The 18,159-nt window shown below is 61.9% G+C and carries 13 protein-coding genes; 1 reads left to right on the plus strand and 12 read right to left on the minus strand.

Annotation, left to right across the window (positions count from 1 at the left end; all coding sequences use genetic code 11):
* Nucleotides 1-74: 74 nt before the first annotated feature.
* The 12 genes from rpoB to ABF990_RS03325 form a co-directional block, all read right to left on the minus strand.
* Nucleotides 75-4,247 carry a DNA-directed RNA polymerase subunit beta gene (rpoB, locus tag ABF990_RS03270; protein ID WP_415491046.1) on the minus strand — a complete coding sequence of 1,391 codons (4,173 nt, stop codon included), beginning with the start codon at nucleotides 4,245-4,247 and terminating at the stop codon, nucleotides 75-77.
* 217 nt (nucleotides 4,248-4,464) lie between these two features.
* Entirely contained in the window at nucleotides 4,465-4,836 is a 372-nt protein-coding gene (gene rplL / locus ABF990_RS03275; protein ID WP_415491045.1) for a 50S ribosomal protein L7/L12, read from the minus strand.
* Nucleotides 4,837-4,935: 99 nt separating this feature from the next.
* A complete protein-coding gene (gene rplJ / locus ABF990_RS03280) occupies nucleotides 4,936-5,454 on the minus strand; it encodes a 50S ribosomal protein L10 (RefSeq protein WP_415491043.1) in 519 nt (172 codons plus the stop codon).
* 12 nt (nucleotides 5,455-5,466) lie between these two features.
* Nucleotides 5,467-5,592: a hypothetical protein gene (locus ABF990_RS03285; RefSeq protein WP_415499928.1), complete on the minus strand. Its 126-nt coding sequence runs from the start codon at nucleotides 5,590-5,592 to the stop codon at nucleotides 5,467-5,469.
* 146 nt (nucleotides 5,593-5,738) lie between these two features.
* Nucleotides 5,739-6,431, minus strand: coding sequence for a 50S ribosomal protein L1 (gene rplA / locus ABF990_RS03290; RefSeq protein ID WP_415499929.1), 693 nt, complete (start codon nucleotides 6,429-6,431; stop codon nucleotides 5,739-5,741).
* 4 nt (nucleotides 6,432-6,435) lie between these two features.
* Nucleotides 6,436-6,870, minus strand: coding sequence for a 50S ribosomal protein L11 (gene rplK / locus ABF990_RS03295; protein ID WP_415491041.1), 435 nt, complete (start codon nucleotides 6,868-6,870; stop codon nucleotides 6,436-6,438).
* Nucleotides 6,871-6,975: 105 nt separating this feature from the next.
* On the minus strand, nucleotides 6,976-8,601 hold the full coding sequence (locus ABF990_RS03300) for an efflux transporter outer membrane subunit (RefSeq protein ID WP_415491040.1): 1,626 nt from the start codon (nucleotides 8,599-8,601) through the stop codon (nucleotides 6,976-6,978).
* Nucleotides 8,598-9,911, minus strand: a complete 1,314-nt coding sequence (locus ABF990_RS03305; RefSeq protein WP_415491039.1) for an efflux RND transporter periplasmic adaptor subunit — start codon at nucleotides 9,909-9,911, stop codon at nucleotides 8,598-8,600. The genes ABF990_RS03300 and ABF990_RS03305 overlap by 4 nt, the downstream gene beginning before the upstream one ends.
* The gene (locus tag ABF990_RS03310) at nucleotides 9,908-13,081 is read right to left on the minus strand and encodes an efflux RND transporter permease subunit (RefSeq protein WP_415491038.1); all 3,174 of its coding nucleotides are present in this window, start codon (nucleotides 13,079-13,081) and stop codon (nucleotides 9,908-9,910) included. The genes ABF990_RS03305 and ABF990_RS03310 overlap by 4 nt, the downstream gene beginning before the upstream one ends.
* A gap of 187 nt (nucleotides 13,082-13,268) precedes the next feature.
* Entirely contained in the window at nucleotides 13,269-14,636 is a 1,368-nt protein-coding gene (locus tag ABF990_RS03315; RefSeq protein WP_415491037.1) for an ATP-binding protein, read from the minus strand.
* The gene (locus ABF990_RS03320; protein ID WP_415491036.1) at nucleotides 14,623-15,342 is read right to left on the minus strand and encodes a response regulator transcription factor; all 720 of its coding nucleotides are present in this window, start codon (nucleotides 15,340-15,342) and stop codon (nucleotides 14,623-14,625) included. The genes ABF990_RS03315 and ABF990_RS03320 overlap by 14 nt, the downstream gene beginning before the upstream one ends.
* A gap of 53 nt (nucleotides 15,343-15,395) precedes the next feature.
* Nucleotides 15,396-16,622, minus strand: a complete 1,227-nt coding sequence (locus ABF990_RS03325; protein ID WP_415491035.1) for a DNA recombination protein RmuC — start codon at nucleotides 16,620-16,622, stop codon at nucleotides 15,396-15,398.
* 247 nt (nucleotides 16,623-16,869) lie between these two features.
* On the opposite strand from ABF990_RS03325, the gene ABF990_RS03330 reads away from it, so the two are divergent.
* Entirely contained in the window at nucleotides 16,870-18,138 is a 1,269-nt protein-coding gene (locus tag ABF990_RS03330; protein ID WP_415491077.1) for an MFS transporter, read from the plus strand.
* Nucleotides 18,139-18,159: the final 21 nt, after the last annotated feature.

Below are 18,159 nucleotides of genomic sequence, written 5' to 3' on the forward strand. Positions count from 1 at the left end.
GAAACGGAGAGCCAAAGCTGCGGCCTTGGCCTCTCCCTTGAAATAAGAATGGATCAAAGCGGGGAAATCCACCGTCACTCGGCCCCCTGCTCCAGCTCCACGTTCAGACCCAGAGACTTGAGCTCCTTGATCAGCACGTTGAAGCTTTCGGGGATACCGGCCTCGAAGTCGTCCTGCTCGCGCACGATGGCTTCGTAAACCTTTGTACGGCCCGAGACGTCGTCCGACTTCACGGTCAGCATTTCCTGCAACGTATAGGCAGCGCCATATGCCTCAAGCGCCCACACTTCCATTTCACCGAAGCGCTGGCCACCGAACTGGGCCTTACCGCCCAACGGCTGCTGGGTCACCAGCGAGTACGGCCCAATGGAACGTGCATGGATCTTGTCGTCGACAAGGTGATGCAGCTTGAGCATGTAGATATAACCGACCGTGGTCTTGCGCTCGAACATCTCGCCCGTGCGCCCGTCGATCAGCTGCGACTGCCCGCTCTTGGAAACACCCGCTTTTTCAAGCATGGCTTCGATATCGGGAATGGAGGCCCCGTCGAACACCGGTGTCGCAATCGGCACGCCCTTGCGCAGATTACCCGACAGTTCGATCAGTTCTTCATTCGTCATGTCGGCAATGGCGTCGGCATAAACCTTGTCGCCATAGACCTCCTTGAGACGTTCCAGCAGTTCCTGACGCTTTTCGCCGGTTCTCTGGTATTCGTCGACCAGATCGCCGATCCCGCGACCGATATTGGCGCAGGCCCAGCCGAGATGGGTTTCAAGAATCTGCCCGACATTCATGCGCGACGGCACGCCCAGCGGGTTGAGCACCAGATCGACCGCCGTGCCGTCTTCCAGGAAGGGCATGTCTTCGACCGGCACGACGCGTGAGACCACACCCTTGTTTCCGTGACGGCCGGCCATTTTGTCGCCCGGCTGGAGCTTGCGCTTCACCGCCACGAACACCTTGACCATTTTCATCACGCCGGGTGGCAGTTCATCGCCACGCTGGAGCTTTTCGACCTTGCTTTCGAAACGGGCCTGAATACGGGCAATGGCGGCATCGAATTCGCGACGCAGCGTTTCCAACTCCGCCATGACGCTGTCGGACGCCACGACGATCTGACGCCATACGGCACGCGGGTGTTCATCCAGCACGGCATCGGTAATGACCGTGCCGGACTTGATCCCCTTGAAACCGGCACCCGATGTCTGGTCGAGCAGTTTTTCCCGCAGACGGCTGTAGAAAGACCGTTCCTGAATAGCCCGTTCGTCGTCACGGTCCTTGGCGAGATGCTCGATTTCCGAACGCTCGATGGCCATGGCGCGCTCGTCCTTGTCGACACCGCGCCGGGAGAACACGCGCACATCGACAATGGTACCCGTCGTGCCGGGCGGCAGGCGCAGGGACGTGTCGCGCACGTCGGACGCTTTTTCGCCAAAAATGGCGCGCAGGAGCTTTTCTTCCGGCGTCATCGGGCTTTCGCCCTTGGGCGTGACCTTGCCGATCAGGATATCGCCGGGGTTAACCTCGGCACCCACATAGACAATGCCGGCTTCGTCGAGGTTGCGCAGGGCTTCCTCGCCGACATTGGGAATGTCACGGGTGATTTCTTCCTGACCCAGCTTGGTGTCACGGGCCATGACTTCGAATTCCTCGATATGGATCGAGGTGAAAACGTCGTCCTTGGCGATCCGTTCGGAAATCAGGATCGAGTCTTCGAAGTTGTAGCCGTTCCAGGGCATGAACGCGACCAGCACGTTACGGCCCAGAGCCAGTTCACCCAGTTCGGTGGACGGACCGTCAGCAATGATATCGCCCGCCTTCACGTTGTCGCCCACGAAAACCAGCGGACGCTGGTTAATGCAGGTGGACTGGTTGGAGCGGGAATATTTGCGCAGACGGTAGATGTCCACACCCTGGGTCGCACCGTTGCTGTCGGTCGCCCGCACAACGATACGTGCACCGTCGATCTGGTCGACAATGCCGTCGCGCTTGGCGACGATGGTCGCACCGGAATCGCGCGCCACTGCGGCTTCCATGCCTGTACCGACCAGCGGCGCGTCAGAACGCACGAGCGGCACGGCCTGACGCTGCATGTTCGAGCCCATGAGCGCGCGGTTCGCGTCATCGTTCTCAAGGAACGGAATGAGGGCGGCGGCCACGGAAACAAGCTGCTTGGGCGACACGTCGCACGCCGTCACTTCCGTCGGGGGAACAAGACGGAAGTCACCGTTACGACGGACGGAGACCAAGTCGCTGGTGAGCGCACCCTTGTCATCCACCTTCGCGTCAGCCTGGGCCACGACGAGCTTTTCTTCCTCCATGGCGGACAGGTATTTCCAGCCATCCTGGAGGGCGCCGTCCTTGACCAGACGATACGGAGTTTCGATAAACCCGTACTTGTTCACCTTGGCGTATGTCGCGAGCGAGTTGATCAGACCGATATTCGGGCCTTCAGGCGTTTCAATCGGGCAGATACGGCCGTAATGCGTGGGATGCACGTCACGCACTTCGAAGCCTGCGCGCTCACGTGTCAGACCACCCGGGCCGAGGGCCGAAAGACGACGCTTGTGCGTGACTTCGGACAGCGGGTTGGTCTGGTCCATGAACTGGCTGAGCTGCGAAGAGCCGAAGAATTCGCGGACCGCAGCGGCAGCAGGCTTGGCGTTGATCAGGTCATGGGGCATGACCGTATCGATATCGACCGAGCCCATACGCTCGCGAATGGCACGTTCCATGCGCAGCAGGCCGATGCGATACTGATTTTCCATCAGTTCGCCGACCGAGCGGACACGACGGTTGCCCAGGTTATCGATATCGTCAATCTGGCCACGACCATCCTTGAGGTCGCACAGCACCTTGATGGTGCGCAGGATATCGTCCTTGCGCAGAACCCGCACGGTGTCCGGCACCTCGATATCGAGGCGCATGTTCATCTTGACGCGACCGACCGCCGACAGGTCGTACCGGTCGGGATCGAAGAACAGACCCTGCAGCATGGCTTCCGCCGTCTCGGCCGTGGGCGGTTCACCCGGGCGCATGACGCGGTAGATATCAATCAGCGCTTCGTCGCGGCTGGCGTTCTTGTCGACCGTCAGGGTATTGCGGATCCACGGGCCCTTTGCGGAATCGATCGCAAGCACCGGCAGATCGTTAATGCCGGCTTCTTCCAGGGCGGTCAGGCGGGCTTCGGTGATTTCTTCACCGGCTTCGCCGTAAATTTCGCCCGTGGTCATGTTGACAATGTCATGCGCGATGAAACGGCCGATCAGATCGACATCGCCCACCAGCACCTCGCGGGTCTTTTCCGCGATCTTGCGCACCAGACGGGTTGTCAGCTTGGTTTCCGCATCCGCGACGACTTCACCGGTTTCCGCATCGACCAGCGGGGCCAGCAGCTTGAGCCCACGGAAGGATTCGGCGTCGAACGGGCGCGCCCAGCCCTTCGCGGTCTTGGTGAAAATGACCGTGTCGTAGAAGTAGGACAGGATTTCGTTGGGGTCCATGCCACGGATTTCCATGGCATCCACATCACCGCCTTCGGCCTGCTTGGCCGCGCGCGCGGCGTTGGAAGCCGCACTTTCCAAGGCATAGAGCAGGGTGGTGACCGGCAACTTGCGCTTACGGTCGATGCGGACATAGAGCATGTCCTTGGCGTCGAATTCGAAGTCGAGCCAGGAGCCGCGATACGGAATGACACGTGCGGCAAACAGATACTTGCCCGACGAATGCGTCTTGCCCTTGTCGTGATCGAAGAACACGCCGGGTGAGCGGTGCATCTGGCTGACAATGACGCGTTCGGTGCCGTTGACGATAAAGGTGCCGTTATCGGTCATGAGCGGCATGTCGCCCATATAAACCGGCTGTTCCTTGATATCGCGGATGGAGCGCGAACCCGTATCCTCGTCAACATCCCATACGATCAGGCGCAGGAAGACTTTCAGCGGCGCGGCGTAGGTCAACCCGCGCTGAATGCATTCCTCGACATCGTATTTCGGCTCTTCAAATTCGTAGCTGACAAACTCCAGCCGCCCCCGACCCGCAAAGTCGTTAATGGGGAATACGGAGCGAAAAACCTCCTGCAAACCTGTCGGGACACGTGCATCAGGCGACACATTGGCCTGAAGAAATGTCTCGTAAGACGCGCGCTGCACGTCGATCAGGTTTGGCATTGGGGCGATTTCGGGAATCCGCCCGAAACTTTTGCGAATTCGTTTCCGTCCTGTGAACGATTTTGTGATTGCGTTCATCGTCGCTCCTGCCCCCGCCCTTGTCTCGGACCATCAGGCTCGCAGCACACCGCGAGCCTGATGGTCCGACCTGTTTCGGCCTTAATTGCCTGCCGATCTCCCGGCACGCCCTGCCCCGGGTCCGTACCCGAAACAGGCAAACGGGCAGAGGTTTGCACCCCTACCCGAAAACCCTGATTTCATAACCCCGGACCATGCGACCGGGAGTATGGCAATCTTACTTAATTTCGACGGTCGCGCCGTTGTCTTCAAGAAGCTTCTTGATCTTGTCGGCTTCTTCCTTGTTGACGCCTTCCTTGACGACCTTCGGAGCACCTTCGACCAGGTCCTTGGCTTCCTTCAGGCCCAGGCCGGTGATGCCACGGATTTCCTTGATCACGTTGATCTTCTTTTCGCCAGCGGCGGCCAGGATCACGTTGAACTCGGTCTTTTCTTCAGCAGGAGCAGCAGCAGCGGCCGGGCCGGCAGCAACAGCAACCGGAGCAGCAGCGGACACGCCCCACTTTTCTTCGAGGAGCTTGGACAGTTCAGCCGCTTCGAGAACGGTCAGAACGGACAGGTCTTCAACAAGCTTAGCAAGATCAGCCATGGTTAGTCTTCCTAATATAAATACTGGTTTGCAGAACACAACCCCCTGCATGGAGGCTGCGTGGATATCGTGAACAGCCCTTCAGTCGAAGGGAGGCGTTCAGGCAGCTTCACCCGTTTTGGCATAGGCCCCAAAAACACGAGCAAGCTGGGCTGCGGGCGCCTGAGTGACCGCTGCGATCCGTGTAGCCGGCGTGGAGATAAGCCCCACCAACTGCGCACGCAGGGTATCAAGCGACGGCAGCTCGGCCAGAGCCTTGATCCCGTCGGCGCTGAGCACCTGAGAACCAAGAGAACCACCAAGCACCACAAGCTTGTCATTGGTTTTGGCGAACTCAACGATCACCTTCGCCACAGCCACAGGGTCATCCGCCCACGCAAGCGCGGTCGGTCCCTTCAGCATTGGCGCGATGCCGCTGAACTGGGTCCCATCCAGGGCGAGAGTTGCCAGCCGGTTTTTAGCGACTTTATAGTTCGCACCCGCTGCACGCACCTTGCGCCGCAGATCGGTCACACTGGCCACAGTCAACCCAGCATTCTGGGTGACAACAACCATGGACGTCTGGGCGAAAACGGCGGACAGGGAGGCGACTAAAGCCTTCTTTTCCGTACGGTCCAAATCCCGTCTCCATCATGTTCCGCCGGGCTGGACGCCAGACAGAACGGGTTGCCCTTTGGGCTCCACCACAAGGATGAAACCCGCTCGCCTGTCCTTGAAACGGAATATCTGGGCCTGCCGCACGATGTCAGCCTGCATCCAGCATCCCCGTCATACCACTCGCCGGCGTTATACCGTTTAAGGCCGCAAAGGCCGCGTGTGGTTTCGGACAGGTAAAAGAAGACACCTAGGCGGTATCCTCATATGCGCCACCCCACCTTGCGGCAGGGCGGCAGCATTCCTGCTCAGCCCGCGAAGGCCGAGACGTCAACCTGAACGCCAGGCCCCATGGTCGAGGTCAGGGCGGCTTTCTTCAGGTATGTGCCCTTGGCACCGGTGGGGCGGGCCTTCTGGACGGCATCGACAAAGGCGCGAATGTTTTCCGCCAGCTTGTCGTCACCGAAAGATGCCTTGCCAACACCGGCATGCACGATACCGGTCTTTTCAGCGCGGTATTCAACCTGACCGGACTTGGCTGCCTCGACGGCACCCTTCACGTCCATGGTCACCGTGCCGAGCTTGGGGTTCGGCATCAGCCCGCGCGGGCCGAGGATTTTACCCAGACGACCGACAAGACCCATCATGTCAGGGGTTGCGATGCAGCGGTCGAAAGCGATTTCGCCAGCCTGCACCTTTTCCATCAGGTCTTCCGCACCGACAACGTCGGCACCGGCGGCCGTGGCTTCCTCAGCCTTGGCGCCGCGCGCGAACACGCCAACGCGCAGGGTCTTGCCCGTGCCGTTGGGCAGGGACACGAAACCGCGCACCATCTGGTCGGCATGACGCGGGTCGATACCCAGGTTCAGGGCCAGTTCGATGGTTTCGTCAAATTTGGCGGTGGCGTTGCCCTTCACCAGAGTGACGGCTTCATCCAGCCCGTAGGCCTTGCCTGCAACAACCTTGGCGGCCGCTGCGGCCAGACGCTTGTTCTTCGCCATGATATCAGCCCTCCACCACATCGAGACCCATGGACCGGGCAGAACCGACCAGCATGCGCACAGCGCCGTCCAGGTCGTTGGCGTTCATGTCCTGGTGCTTCTGCTCCGCGATTTCGCGAAGCTGCGCCATGGTTACCTTACCAACGGCCGCACCCTTGCCAACGGTCTGACTGCCCTTGGAAATTTTGGCGGCCTTGAGCAGGAAATAGGTGTTCGGCGGCGTTTTGGTGATGAAGCTGAACGTACGGTCAGCAAAGGCGGTGATCACCACGGGAATCGGCATACCAGGTTCCAGGCCCTGGGTCTTGGCGTTGAACGCCTTGCAGAATTCCATAATATTCAGACCGCGCTGACCCAGCGCCGGACCAACCGGCGGAGAAGGGTTGGCCTTGCCGGCGGGAATCTGAAGCTTGATGTAGCCAACAACTTTTTTGGCCATATCCGGGACTCCTCATAATTGAACCCGGACCGCGGTTCGTACGATTGCGCACCGGCACTTGCGCGCCGGGCGGAACCTCCCGCGTTCCGATCAGGAAAGGCGCGCTTACCGGTGTGCGGCGCCCGTGTCAAGTGGAAGAGAAGGCTTTGCCGTGCCCGACGCCCCGCCAACAAGGTCGAGCGAGGCCGGATCTGTCCGGGTGCTGATGCCACCGGCCGCGGGCGCCTGATGCAGGTTTTCATACTGCAAAGGCTTGAACGGCATGATTGTGCCCTCCCCCTGCGGAAGTTGCGTGCGCGACCACCCGCCGCCGAAGGCACGAATGAGCTGCACCCTTGCATCGACCTCGCGCGTCTGGGCCTGCACGAGGGCGATACGTGCGTTCAGGGCCGCGACCTGCGCCACCACCACGTCAAGATAGTTGGTCAGCCCGCCGGTATACAGCGCCATGGTCATGCCCTGCGTGCGCAGGGCGGCATCGACCGCGGAATGGTCCTGCCCGACCTGGACCTTAAGCCGGTTAACACGGGTCAGGGAGTCCTCAACCTCCTGGAAGGCGTCCAGGACGGTGGAGCGGTAGGAATCCTCCGTTTCGCGGTAATGCGACCACGTCCGTTGCAGGTCAGCCCGGCGGATACCCCCCTGGAACAGAGGCAGCACAGCCTGCGCGCCGAACTGGTACATGGCATTGTAAAGCGAGGCGAGATCGAAACCGTTATCCATGAAACCGGTCATGGCGTTGAAGGTCACATGCGGGTAGAACGCCGCACGCGATACGCCAATGGCGCGGTTGGCCTGCGCCATGCGCCGTTCGGCCGCCGCAATGTCGGGCCGGCGCTCCAGCAGGGTCGAAGGCAGGACCGTGGGCGGGTATACGGTCGTGAACGACAGGGCCGTGACCGGGGCGATATGGAAGGTCGCCGGAGCCTGATTGACCAGCACCGCAATGGCATGTTCCATGACATCGCGCCGGGTGCGGATATCGGTTTCCTGCGCCTGGGTGGTGTAAAGCTGGGTCTGCGCGCGGGACACATCCATGCCCGGAGCAATGGCGCCTGACAGCCGCAACTGCGTGATTTCAACCGCGGCCTGATAGGATCTGATCGAATCCCGATAGACCGCGTCCTGCGCGTCCAGGCCGCGCAGCATTACGTAGTCGCTGGCCAGTTCTGCCTGAAGGCTGAGCCGGGCCGAAGCGAACTGCGCCGCCCGTTCCTGCACACCCTGCTTGGCCATACGCGTACGGTTGCGGATGGCCGACCAGAAATCGGGCTCCCAGGTGGCACTGGCCCAGTACTGCTCGGACGACATGTACATAGGGCCGGTCGACCCCGCGCCACGCCAGAGCCGATGGGCCGAACCCTTGTATTTTTGCCCCCCCGCGCCGCCGTTCAACTGCGGATAAAGCTGCGAGCGGGTTTCCATCGCCAGATCACGCGACTGCAGGAACACCTCCGCCTGCGCCTGAAGGTCGGGGTTCAGGCGCATGGCCTGCTCCTCCAGCCGGTTCAGTTCGGGGTCCCCCAGCATGGTCCACCAGTCGGCACGCACGGTATCGTCCGCCGGGGTGGCGGGTTTCATCACTCCGCTACCGCCCCAGTTATCGGGCAGGACAAATTTTGCGGGCCTGTAGCCAGGGGCAAGGTCACACCCGCTGAGCAGAACGCAGAAGGCAGCCCCCAATGTCAGGCGCGCGCGCAGCCTGCCCGCACGCGGTCTTGCGCCGGTCATCCGCGCCCTCCGGCTTCAGGCATGGGCCGGTTATCTTCGGGCATGGCGCGGGTATCGTCATTCGGGTTGGCGGGTTTGGCTGCGGCTGGCGGGGTCTCCGCCTGCTTTGGCGTATAACCCGGCGTATCCTTGACGATACGGACCTCCTGCCCGTCGAGCAGCCCCGCCGACGGGCTGGCGACGATCCTGTCGGTCTTTTTGACACCGCTGCGGATCTGGATGGTCTGGCCGTAATTGGTGCCCACCTGCACGTTGATCAGATGCACGTGGTTCGTGTCATCCACCACAGCCACCTGCGTACCCTCTGCCCGGAACAGGATCGTGCCCAGTGGCAGCGCCATTTCGTTCGGGTCGCCCGGGGCGTGGAACGTGGCCGTGGCGTAGGAGTTGGGCCAGAGTTCACCGGTCTTGTTATCCAGCACCAGTTCCGTTGTAACCGTTCGGGTATTGGGGTTGAAAGCCGTGGCCGTCGCCAGGAAACGCGCCTTGAAGTGACGGTCAGGATATTGCGGAACGCTCAGTTCCGCCTCCAGGCGCGGCGAGATGATGTCGGCATAGTCCTGCGGGACCGCGACAAACACGCGCATGGCATGCACATCCGCCACGCTGAACAGTTCCGTCGCGTTGCCCTGGCTTGTCACATCGCCCCGCCCCGCATTGACGTAATCCCCCACGTCAGCCAGACGCGTGGTCACCACGCCATCGAACGGGGCAACGATTTTCTTGAACCCTTCAAGCGCCGCGAACCGTTCGACCTCATGCCGGGCAGCCTCCACCTGGGCCTGCTGTGCCTCGGCATTGGCGGCCTGCACGTCGACCTCCTGCTGCGAGACCGCCTGAGTGCCCTGCAGGGCCTTCCAGCGCTTGGCGGTAATCTGCGCCAGCTTGTAGCGGGCCGCAGCAACGTTCAGGTTGGCCTGGGCTGTCGCATACTGCGCGTCCAGCCCCGGTGTGTCGATAATGGCCAGCACATCGCCCGCTTTGACCCGTGCGCCGAAGTCCTTGTACCACATCTTCACGTAGCCCGAGACCTGGGCATAGATCGGCGCCTGGTACCACGCCGCGATATTGGCCGGCAGGGACAGCGTGCGTTCGTCCGGCCCTGGCAGCGGATAGGTGATCTGCACGGCGGGCACCGCGCTTTCACGTGTTTCGTCCGCCAGCTTCACATAGGAGGAATGGCGCTGCACAATGCCGGACACCGCCAGAAAACCGGCAACACCCGCGGCAATGGCGATCCCCATTTTTCTCTTGCGTGCGGACTGGGCCGCGGCATCGGTCCCGGCAGTTTTTTCATGCTCTGGGCTCATGCCACAGTCTCCTCTTTTTCAGTCTTGTCCGGCGTTCCCCTGCCATGCAGCAGGGTAAAGACACATGGCACGAACAGCAGGGTCGCAACCGTGGCGACAATCAACCCCCCCATGACCGCCTTGCCCAGCGGTGCGTTCTGCGAATTGCTCAGCGACATGGGCAGCATGCCGATCACCATGGCCGATGCAGTCATAAGCACGGGGCGGATACGCTCGAACCCGGCCTCCAGCGCGGCCTGTAGCGCATTGCCGTGCTCCTCCAGCCGTTCACGGGCGAACGACACCACCAGAATGGCGTTGGCCGTGGCCGTGCCCATACACATGATAGCCCCCGTCAGCGCCGGCACGGACAGGGTCGTATGGGTCAGGAACAGGCTCCAGGCGATCCCGGCCAGGGCACCCGGCAGTGCCGTGATGATAATGAACGGGTCCAGCCAGGACTGGAAATTCACCACGATCAGCAGGTACACGAGCAGGATGGACATGCCCAGCCCACCTATGAGCTGCACATAGGCATTGTTCATGGTCACGGCCTGGCCACGTACGCTCAGCGAGGAACCACGCGGCAGGTCGGCCCGTGCCTCATCCACGATACGGTTGACCTGCCGCGACACCGCACCGAGGTCCAGCCCGACATTGGTGGCGTAGATATCGAACACCGGCATGATGTTGTAATGCGCGACCTCCGCCGGGGTGCCAACCTGCGTGATTTCGCTCAGCCCCCCCAGAATCTGCGGCTGCTGGCCACCGGGATTGCCATCCCCCTTGTCGATGGGGGTCAGTTCCAGGTCGTTCATGGTCTGCAGGAACGGTGCGGGGGTCTGGATATCGATCAGATGCGAAACCCCGGTTGCCGTATCCAGCCAGTACACCTGCCCCACCTGCGAACTGCCCGAAAGCGAGACAAGGGCGTTATCCGCCACGTCGGCTTCCGAAATGCCGGTGCCAAGGGCGTAGATACGCCGGGCGTTCACCCGCAGGGTTGGCGCGGTCATGGGTTCCTGAACCGAGATATCGGCCAGCCCCGGCAGGTGGCGCAGTCGCTCCGCCAGCCGGTTGGCAAAGCGGAAATTACCCTCCAGATCGCGGCCTACCACCTGCACATCGATCGGAGATGGCAGGCCGAAGTTCAGGATCTTGGCCGTCAGGTCACCCGGCAGGAACGAGAACTGGGTGCCGGGAAAAGCCTCGCCCAGATCGTGGCGCAGGGTAGCGCGGTATTCCGCCACGGGAGACGCCGGGTTTTTAAGTGCGATGGTAATGTCGCAATCCTGCGTGCCCACCGTAGGGGTGGGGATATACGCCTGGTTGAGCGGGCTGAACGGCAGGCCGCAATTATCCACGATGGATTCAACCTGCCCGGGCAGGGCCTGTTCGACCCTGGCGTTGACAAGCTGGGAAATCTTGCCCGCCTCCTCGAGCCGGGTGCCGATGGGGGCTCGCATATGCAGGGCTATGACATCGGAATCCACCTCGGGGAAGAAGTCCTGACCAACAAAAACCAGCAGGCCCAGCGATCCCACGGAACACAGGATGAACACCGCCACGAACTTCCCGCCCAGCGAAAGCAGATAGCTCAGGAACTCCCGGTAGCGATGCCGGAATTTCTCGAACTGGTGCTCGAACCCGCGCTGGAAACGACCAAAAACATTTTTCGGTTCGACCGGCCCATGCGCATGGGCCGCCACCTGTGCGGCCAGCATGTATTTGGCCATGGTCGGCACCAGCGTTCTGGACAGGATGAAGGACGCCAGCATCGCAAAAATAATGGCCTCGGCCATGGGCATGAACAGCCAGCCCGCAACACCCGTAAGCTGGAAAAGCGGCATCCAGACAATGCAGATGCACAGGGTGGAAACAAAGGTCGGAATGACGATCTGGTTGGCGGCGTCGATAATGGCCGTCTCGAGGTCTTTCTCCATTTCCAGATGCGCGTCGATATTCTCGATCATGACCGTCGCGTCATCGACCAGGATACCCACCGCAAGCGCAAGCCCGCCCAGCGTCATGACATTGATGGTCTGCCCGGCCCAGCCCAGCCCGATGATGGAGCACAGCATGGCAAGGGGAATGGACGTGGCGATAATGACCGTGGACCGCCAGGACCCAAGGAACAGCAGCACGACAAGCCCGGTCAGGCACGCGGCTGTCAGCATTTCGCGCAGGACGTCGTAGACGGAATCCTTCACGAAAGTCGAGGCATCGTTCAGGACCTTGATTTCGACCCCCGGCGGCAGGGTCTGGACAATGCCGGGCAACAGCGCCTTGACCCCGGCCACCACATCCAGCGTCGAGGCGTCACCCCCTTTCATGACCACGATCAGAACACCCTGCTGCCCCTTGACGAGCACGAGGTTGGTCTGCGGTGGCCCGCCCGGATGGACCCAGGCCACGTCACGCAGGCGCACGACCGCCGTGCCCACCTGCTTGATCGGCAGGTTGTTCAGGTCATCCATCGTGCGGGCGGCGGCATTGGTCTGGACCATCCAGTCGAACGGACCGATCCGCTGGTCACCCGCGGGCACGACAATGTTCTGGCTGTTCAGCGCGCGCGACACATCCGTGGGCGAAAGCTTGTGCGCAAGCAGCTTGACCGGGTCCAGATCGACCATGACGTTGCCGGGCTGCCCGCCATACGGGTTGGGAATGGCCGCCCCCGCCACCGACACGAGCGCCGGGCGGATCAGGTTGGACGACATGTCGTAAATCTGGGATGCCGTCATGGACTTGGACGACACCTGCAGGGTCACGACCGGCACGGACGACGCATTATAGGCCAGCACCAGCGGCGGGGTGGAGCCGGTCGGCATCTGCTTGATAACCGTCTGCGACACGGACGTGATCTGGCTTTGCGCAACGGAGGTATCGGTGCCGGGCTGGAAGAATATCTTCACGATACCGCGGCCGTAATAGGACTGGCTTTCGATATGTTCGATATTGCTGACCGTGGCGGTCAGGGCGCGTTCGTAATAATACACCACGCGGCCCGACATGTCCTCGGGCATGAGGCCCGCGTACTGCCAGACCACCGCCACAACCGGAATGCGGATGCTGGGGAACACGTCCGTGGGCGTGGTGAAGATGCCTCTGATACCGAATACGACGATCAGGACGGAGAGCACCACGAATGTATACGGCTTCTTGAGCGCCGTAACGACAATCTCGTTCATGCCGCGACCTCCCGCATCATGGACGGTGCGACACTGGATGTGATGATAATAACCATATTGTTACACGATACATATCCGCTCCGTGCCTCGCCAATGACGTTGCAGTTAAATTCGGCATCATCCCGTGACACTCTGAACTGACCTGAGATTGGAATAACCTGTCTCCGCTGGCGTGATGATGGACTGTTCATTGCTGGACAGGAAAGGTGATGTAAAAACAGGTGCCGGTGCCGTCAGGCCCGCTTTCTATGCGCACATCCGCCTCGTGCAGATGGGCAATGGCGCAGACCAGGCTCAGCCCCAGGCCGCTGCCCGAGACATGCCGGCTCTTGTCCGAACGGTAAAAGCGCGACAGCACCGCCTGCCGCTCATCGGGGGCGATGCCCACGCCGTTATCCGTCACCATAAGGGCGGCCTTGCCCGCCTGCTCCCGCATTCCCAAGGTTATCGTGCCTCCTTCGGGGGTGAATTTGATGGCGTTGTCCACCAGATTGGCCAGCAGTTCTATCAGCAGGTGCCTGTCACCCCAGACCTGCAACCCAGCAGGACCGGGCTGGGCCAGCAGACGCTTGCCCTCGGTTTCGGCAATGGGTTCGTACAGGTCGAACACGTCATCTATCAGATCGCTCAGGACAACATGATCGAAACCCGCCTTTCTGCGGCTGTTCTCCAGTTCCGCAATGCGCAGCAGCGCCGTGATAATACCCAGGCACTGGTCCAGATCGTCCACCGCCCGGCCGATCGTGGCGTTCAGCGCATCCGCGTCCAGCCCCGCGGCACCGGCCCGTTCCAGCCTGGCCCGCACGCGCGAAAGCGGCGTGCGCAGATCATGCGCAATGTCGTTGCCAACCTCGCGCATGCCGTCCATCAGGCGTTCCAGCCGGTCGAGCATGCGGTTCACGCTGCCCGCCAGGCGTTCCACGTCGTCACGTTCGCGCGCAGCTGGCAGGCGTTCGTGAATATCGCCCGCCATAATACGGTCTATCGCCTCGTGCATGTCCTTGACGCGCGACAACGCCCGGTGGCTCAGGGCAATCCCCAGAAACAGCGCGAACAGGAAGGTCGGCATGGCTGCCACCAGCATGGTGTGCCGGAGCATGAGCTTCTGTTCGGCCAGCAGGTGGAAGCTGCGCCCCAGAACAAGAATGGTTTTATCCGGTAGCGTAACGGCCAGCAGGCGTAAAGGATAGGGCGCACCTTCCTCGGGAAAGATTTCTATGTTCTGGGGTTTGCCATCGGCCACCAGCCCGCGCGGCCATGTGTGCAGGTCCCCCGCGATCAGCGCATGCCCGGCGTCGAACAGGCCCGCACTGCTGATGATCAGCCGCAGGTCGCCCGTTGCCCGTCGCCTGATCACATATTCGAGATGTTCTGGTGACATCTGCGCGAGAAGTGAGGCCTCACCCTCCAGCAGTTCGGTCGAGCGGCGGGATTCGACCGCCTCCATCTGTGCGTAGACGAGGCCGAACTGCATCAGCATGACCCCGGCCATGGCGGCCAGAGCCATCAGTGTTATGCGGAAGGTTGCGGTGCGAAAAAGCTCAGTCAGGAACACGCAGCAAAAACCCTGTTCCGCGTATGCTCTGGATAAGCGGCTCCTCCGACGGGGCGTCGACCTTGCGGCGCAGCTTGCCGATATGCACATCGACAAGGTTGGTTCTGGGAATGAAGCGGTACTGCCAGACATCCTCCAGCAGCATGGAGCGGGTCAGGACCTGGCCCGGACGGCGCATGAGATATTCCAGAAGCCTGAATTCGCGCGGCAGCAGTTCGATCTCGCGCCCGTCGCGCCAGACACGGCGTTCGATCAGGTCCATTTCCAGCGCACCGGCCCGCAGACGGGTCGCGCGCGTGTCGTCCGGGCGACGCAGCAGGGCCTCGATCCGGGCCACCAGTTCCTCGATCGCGAAAGGCTTGGTCAGGTAGTCGTCCCCGCCTGCCTTCAGGCCCGTCACCCTGTCATCAACGGCGGAAAGAGCAGACAGCACCAGAACCGGCGTGCGCACGCCCTGCTGGCGCATGCCCTCGATCACGGAAAGCCCGTCCATGCCAGGCAGAAGCCTGTCCACGATCATGACGTCGGCTTCACCCGTCAGTGCCATGTCCAGCCCGGCCCTGCCGTTGGCCTCATGCCGGACGCGGAAGCCGCGGGCGGTCAGTTCAGCGACGATTTCTTCGGCGATCGTGCTGTCATCTTCCACCAGCAGGACCGTTCTTTCTTCCTGAGGGCGGGTCTCGGCGTCCTCTGTCATCATGTCCATGTCCCTGTATTCCTTCCCTGTCATGCAGGCCACGGGCATAATATACCAGTAAATTAGGTTTCAGAGTCCGGCTGGGTGTCCTCATCTCCGTCCAGCCCGTCGAGCGCTTTCAGCCTGCCGCTGACCGCGCGTGTGCGCCTGCGCGCCTCCTCGATCGAGAAGGACATGGACTGCGCGTTTTTCGCCAGTTTCTCCAGCACGCCGTCCATGCGCAGCATCTCCTGCCGGGTGGCCCCCAGCAGCCGCGCGATGCTTTCCGTCCGCTCCTCCAGCGCCAGGGTCACGTAGCCGAGGTGGATGGTCCGCAGCATGGCGGGCATGAGGGCAGGCCCCATGACCATGACGCGGAACTGCCGCCCCACATCGTCGATCAGGCCGGGAATGCGCGCGACTTCGGTATAAAGCCCGTCTGTCGGCAGGTAGAGCACCGCGAATTCGACCGTAGCGGGCGGCTGGATGTATTTTGTCGCAATCTTGCGCGCCTCGAGCCGCAGGGTGCTTTCCAGCGCCTTGCGGGCCGCTTTTTCGGCCTGCCCGTCGCCTTCTTCCGCCGCGTTGAGCAGCTTTTCATACGCTTCGGTCGGGAATTTGCTGTCTACCGGCAGCAGCGGGGCGACCGCCGCCCTGACCGGCATACGAATGGCGAATTCCACCACCTCCGCCCCCTCGCCCACGCGCACGTTGCTTTCATACGCACCGGGCGGCAGCACGTCGTCGAGAATGGCCTTGAGCTGGGCCTCCCCCCAGCCGCCGCGCGTCTTGACGTTGCCGAACAGGCGTTTGAGATCCCCGATCTGCGCGGTCATGGCACGGACCTCGCCCATGGCGGACTGCATGGCCGAAAACTGCTCCAGCACACGCTGGAACGATGTCTGCATCTGCTGTTCGACCGCCGCGTGCAACTGCTCCGTCACCGCCTGGCGGATAGCGGCAAGCTGCCGGGCCGAGGCCTCGGCCATACCCTGCAGCGCCTCGGCCTGGGCGGCCCGGGCTTCGGCCTGTTCACGCCCCATGGCCCCGCCCAGCGTGCCAAGCTGTTCAGCCAGGGTGGCGTGCATGCGCTCGATCCGCCCCGCCACGGCGCGTTCCATATCGGCCAGGGCCGCACGCTGGCTTGCAAGGTCGGACTGGGTGATTGCGGCCTCACGCTCGGTGCGGACATAAAGGCGGGCCAGCAGGTCGCCATCGGCACTTTTGCGACGGCCGAAAAGCAGGCCGATCCCCACCCCCAGAACCAGCGCGGCGACCACGGCACTTACAAGAACAATAATAGAACTCATGCGCCTGTTGTGCCCCGTGACGATGGCTGGGGCAAGGGGCCATGACCACCTGCCGCCAAACGATCCGCTCCACCGTCCCTGACCGGACCGTCATGCGGCCCGGCATGGGTGGGGCGCACGATCCGTCATCACCATTGCGCGTTCCGTGCCTGGCGGAATGGCAATGGCCGCGCAATGATGGTATGCAAACCAAACAACGGAGCCATGTTCAGAACCAGAACAATAAACTGAACACATGGGGGAAGACTTGAATACGACACAACGCATTCGCGGGATACTCGCGGGCTCGGCGGGCAACCTGCTCGAATATTTCGACTGGTACGTCTACTCATCCTTCACCATCTATTTCGCGCATGCGTTCTTCCCACGCGGGAACGCCACCGCCGAACTGCTGAACGCGGCGGCCGTGTTCGCGGTCGGTTTTTTCATGCGGCCGGTGGGCGGGTGGCTGCTGGGGGTGGCCGCCGACAAATATGGCAGGCGCACCGCGCTGACCTTTTCCGTGCTGGCCATGTGTCTGGGGTCTCTGGCCATCGCGATCTGTCCGACCTACACCCAGATCGGCCTGCTGTCCCCCATTGTGCTGGTGCTTGCCCGCCTGTTCCAGGGGCTTAGCCTGGGGGGCGAATACGGGGCTTCCGCCACCTATCTGGCCGAGGTGTCATCCCCCCGGCACAGGGGGTTCTGGTCGGGGTTTTTGTATGTCACGCTGGTCATGGGCCAGTTGCTGGCCCTGCTGTTGCTTCTGGTCATGCAATACGTGCTGCTTACCCCCCAGCAGATCGCGGACTGGGGCTGGCGGGTGCCGTTTCTGGTCGGTTCGGCCGGGGCTGTTCTGGTGTTCTGGCTGCGGCGGCAGATGGCCGAAAGCAACAGCTTTGAAAAAGCGCATGAACGCCAGGACAAGGGCGGCCTTGCGGTGCTGCTGCAACACTGGCGTTCGGTGTTGCGGGTGTGCGGCCTGACCATGGGCGGGACCGTGGCTTTTTACACCTACACCATTTACATGCAGAAATATCTGGCCAACAGCCTTGGTTTTTCCAAGGAAAGCGCGACCCTGATCTCGGCCGTCAGCCTGCTGGTGTTCGCCGCCATGCAGCCTGCCTTTGGCGCTGTTTCCGACAGGATCGGGCGCAGGCCTCTGCTGCTGTTCTTTGGCTTTGGGGCAACATTCGGCACCGTGCCGCTGCTGGGCGCGCTCTCGAACGCGCATTCGGCCCTGGGGGCTCTGGCCCTTATCATTGCGGCCCTTTTCGTGGCCTCGGGCTATACGTCCATCAACGCGGTGGTCAAGGCGGAACTGTTCCCCACCCGTATCCGCGCGCTGGGTGTGGCGTTCCCCTACGCGCTGACCGTCTCACTCTTTGGTGGCACGGCGGAATACATTGCCCTGTGGTGCAAGCAGGCCGGGCATGAAAGCTGGTTTGCCTGGTATGTCTCGGCCACGGCCGCAGTCACGCTGCTGACCGTTCTGACCCTGAAACCCACGGACAGGATTTCGGAAGAGCAGGGCTGACAGACAGCACCCCGCCCTGCC

It is taken from the genome of Acetobacter sp. (genome assembly GCF_047723915.1).
Classification (GTDB): domain Bacteria; phylum Pseudomonadota; class Alphaproteobacteria; order Acetobacterales; family Acetobacteraceae; genus Acetobacter.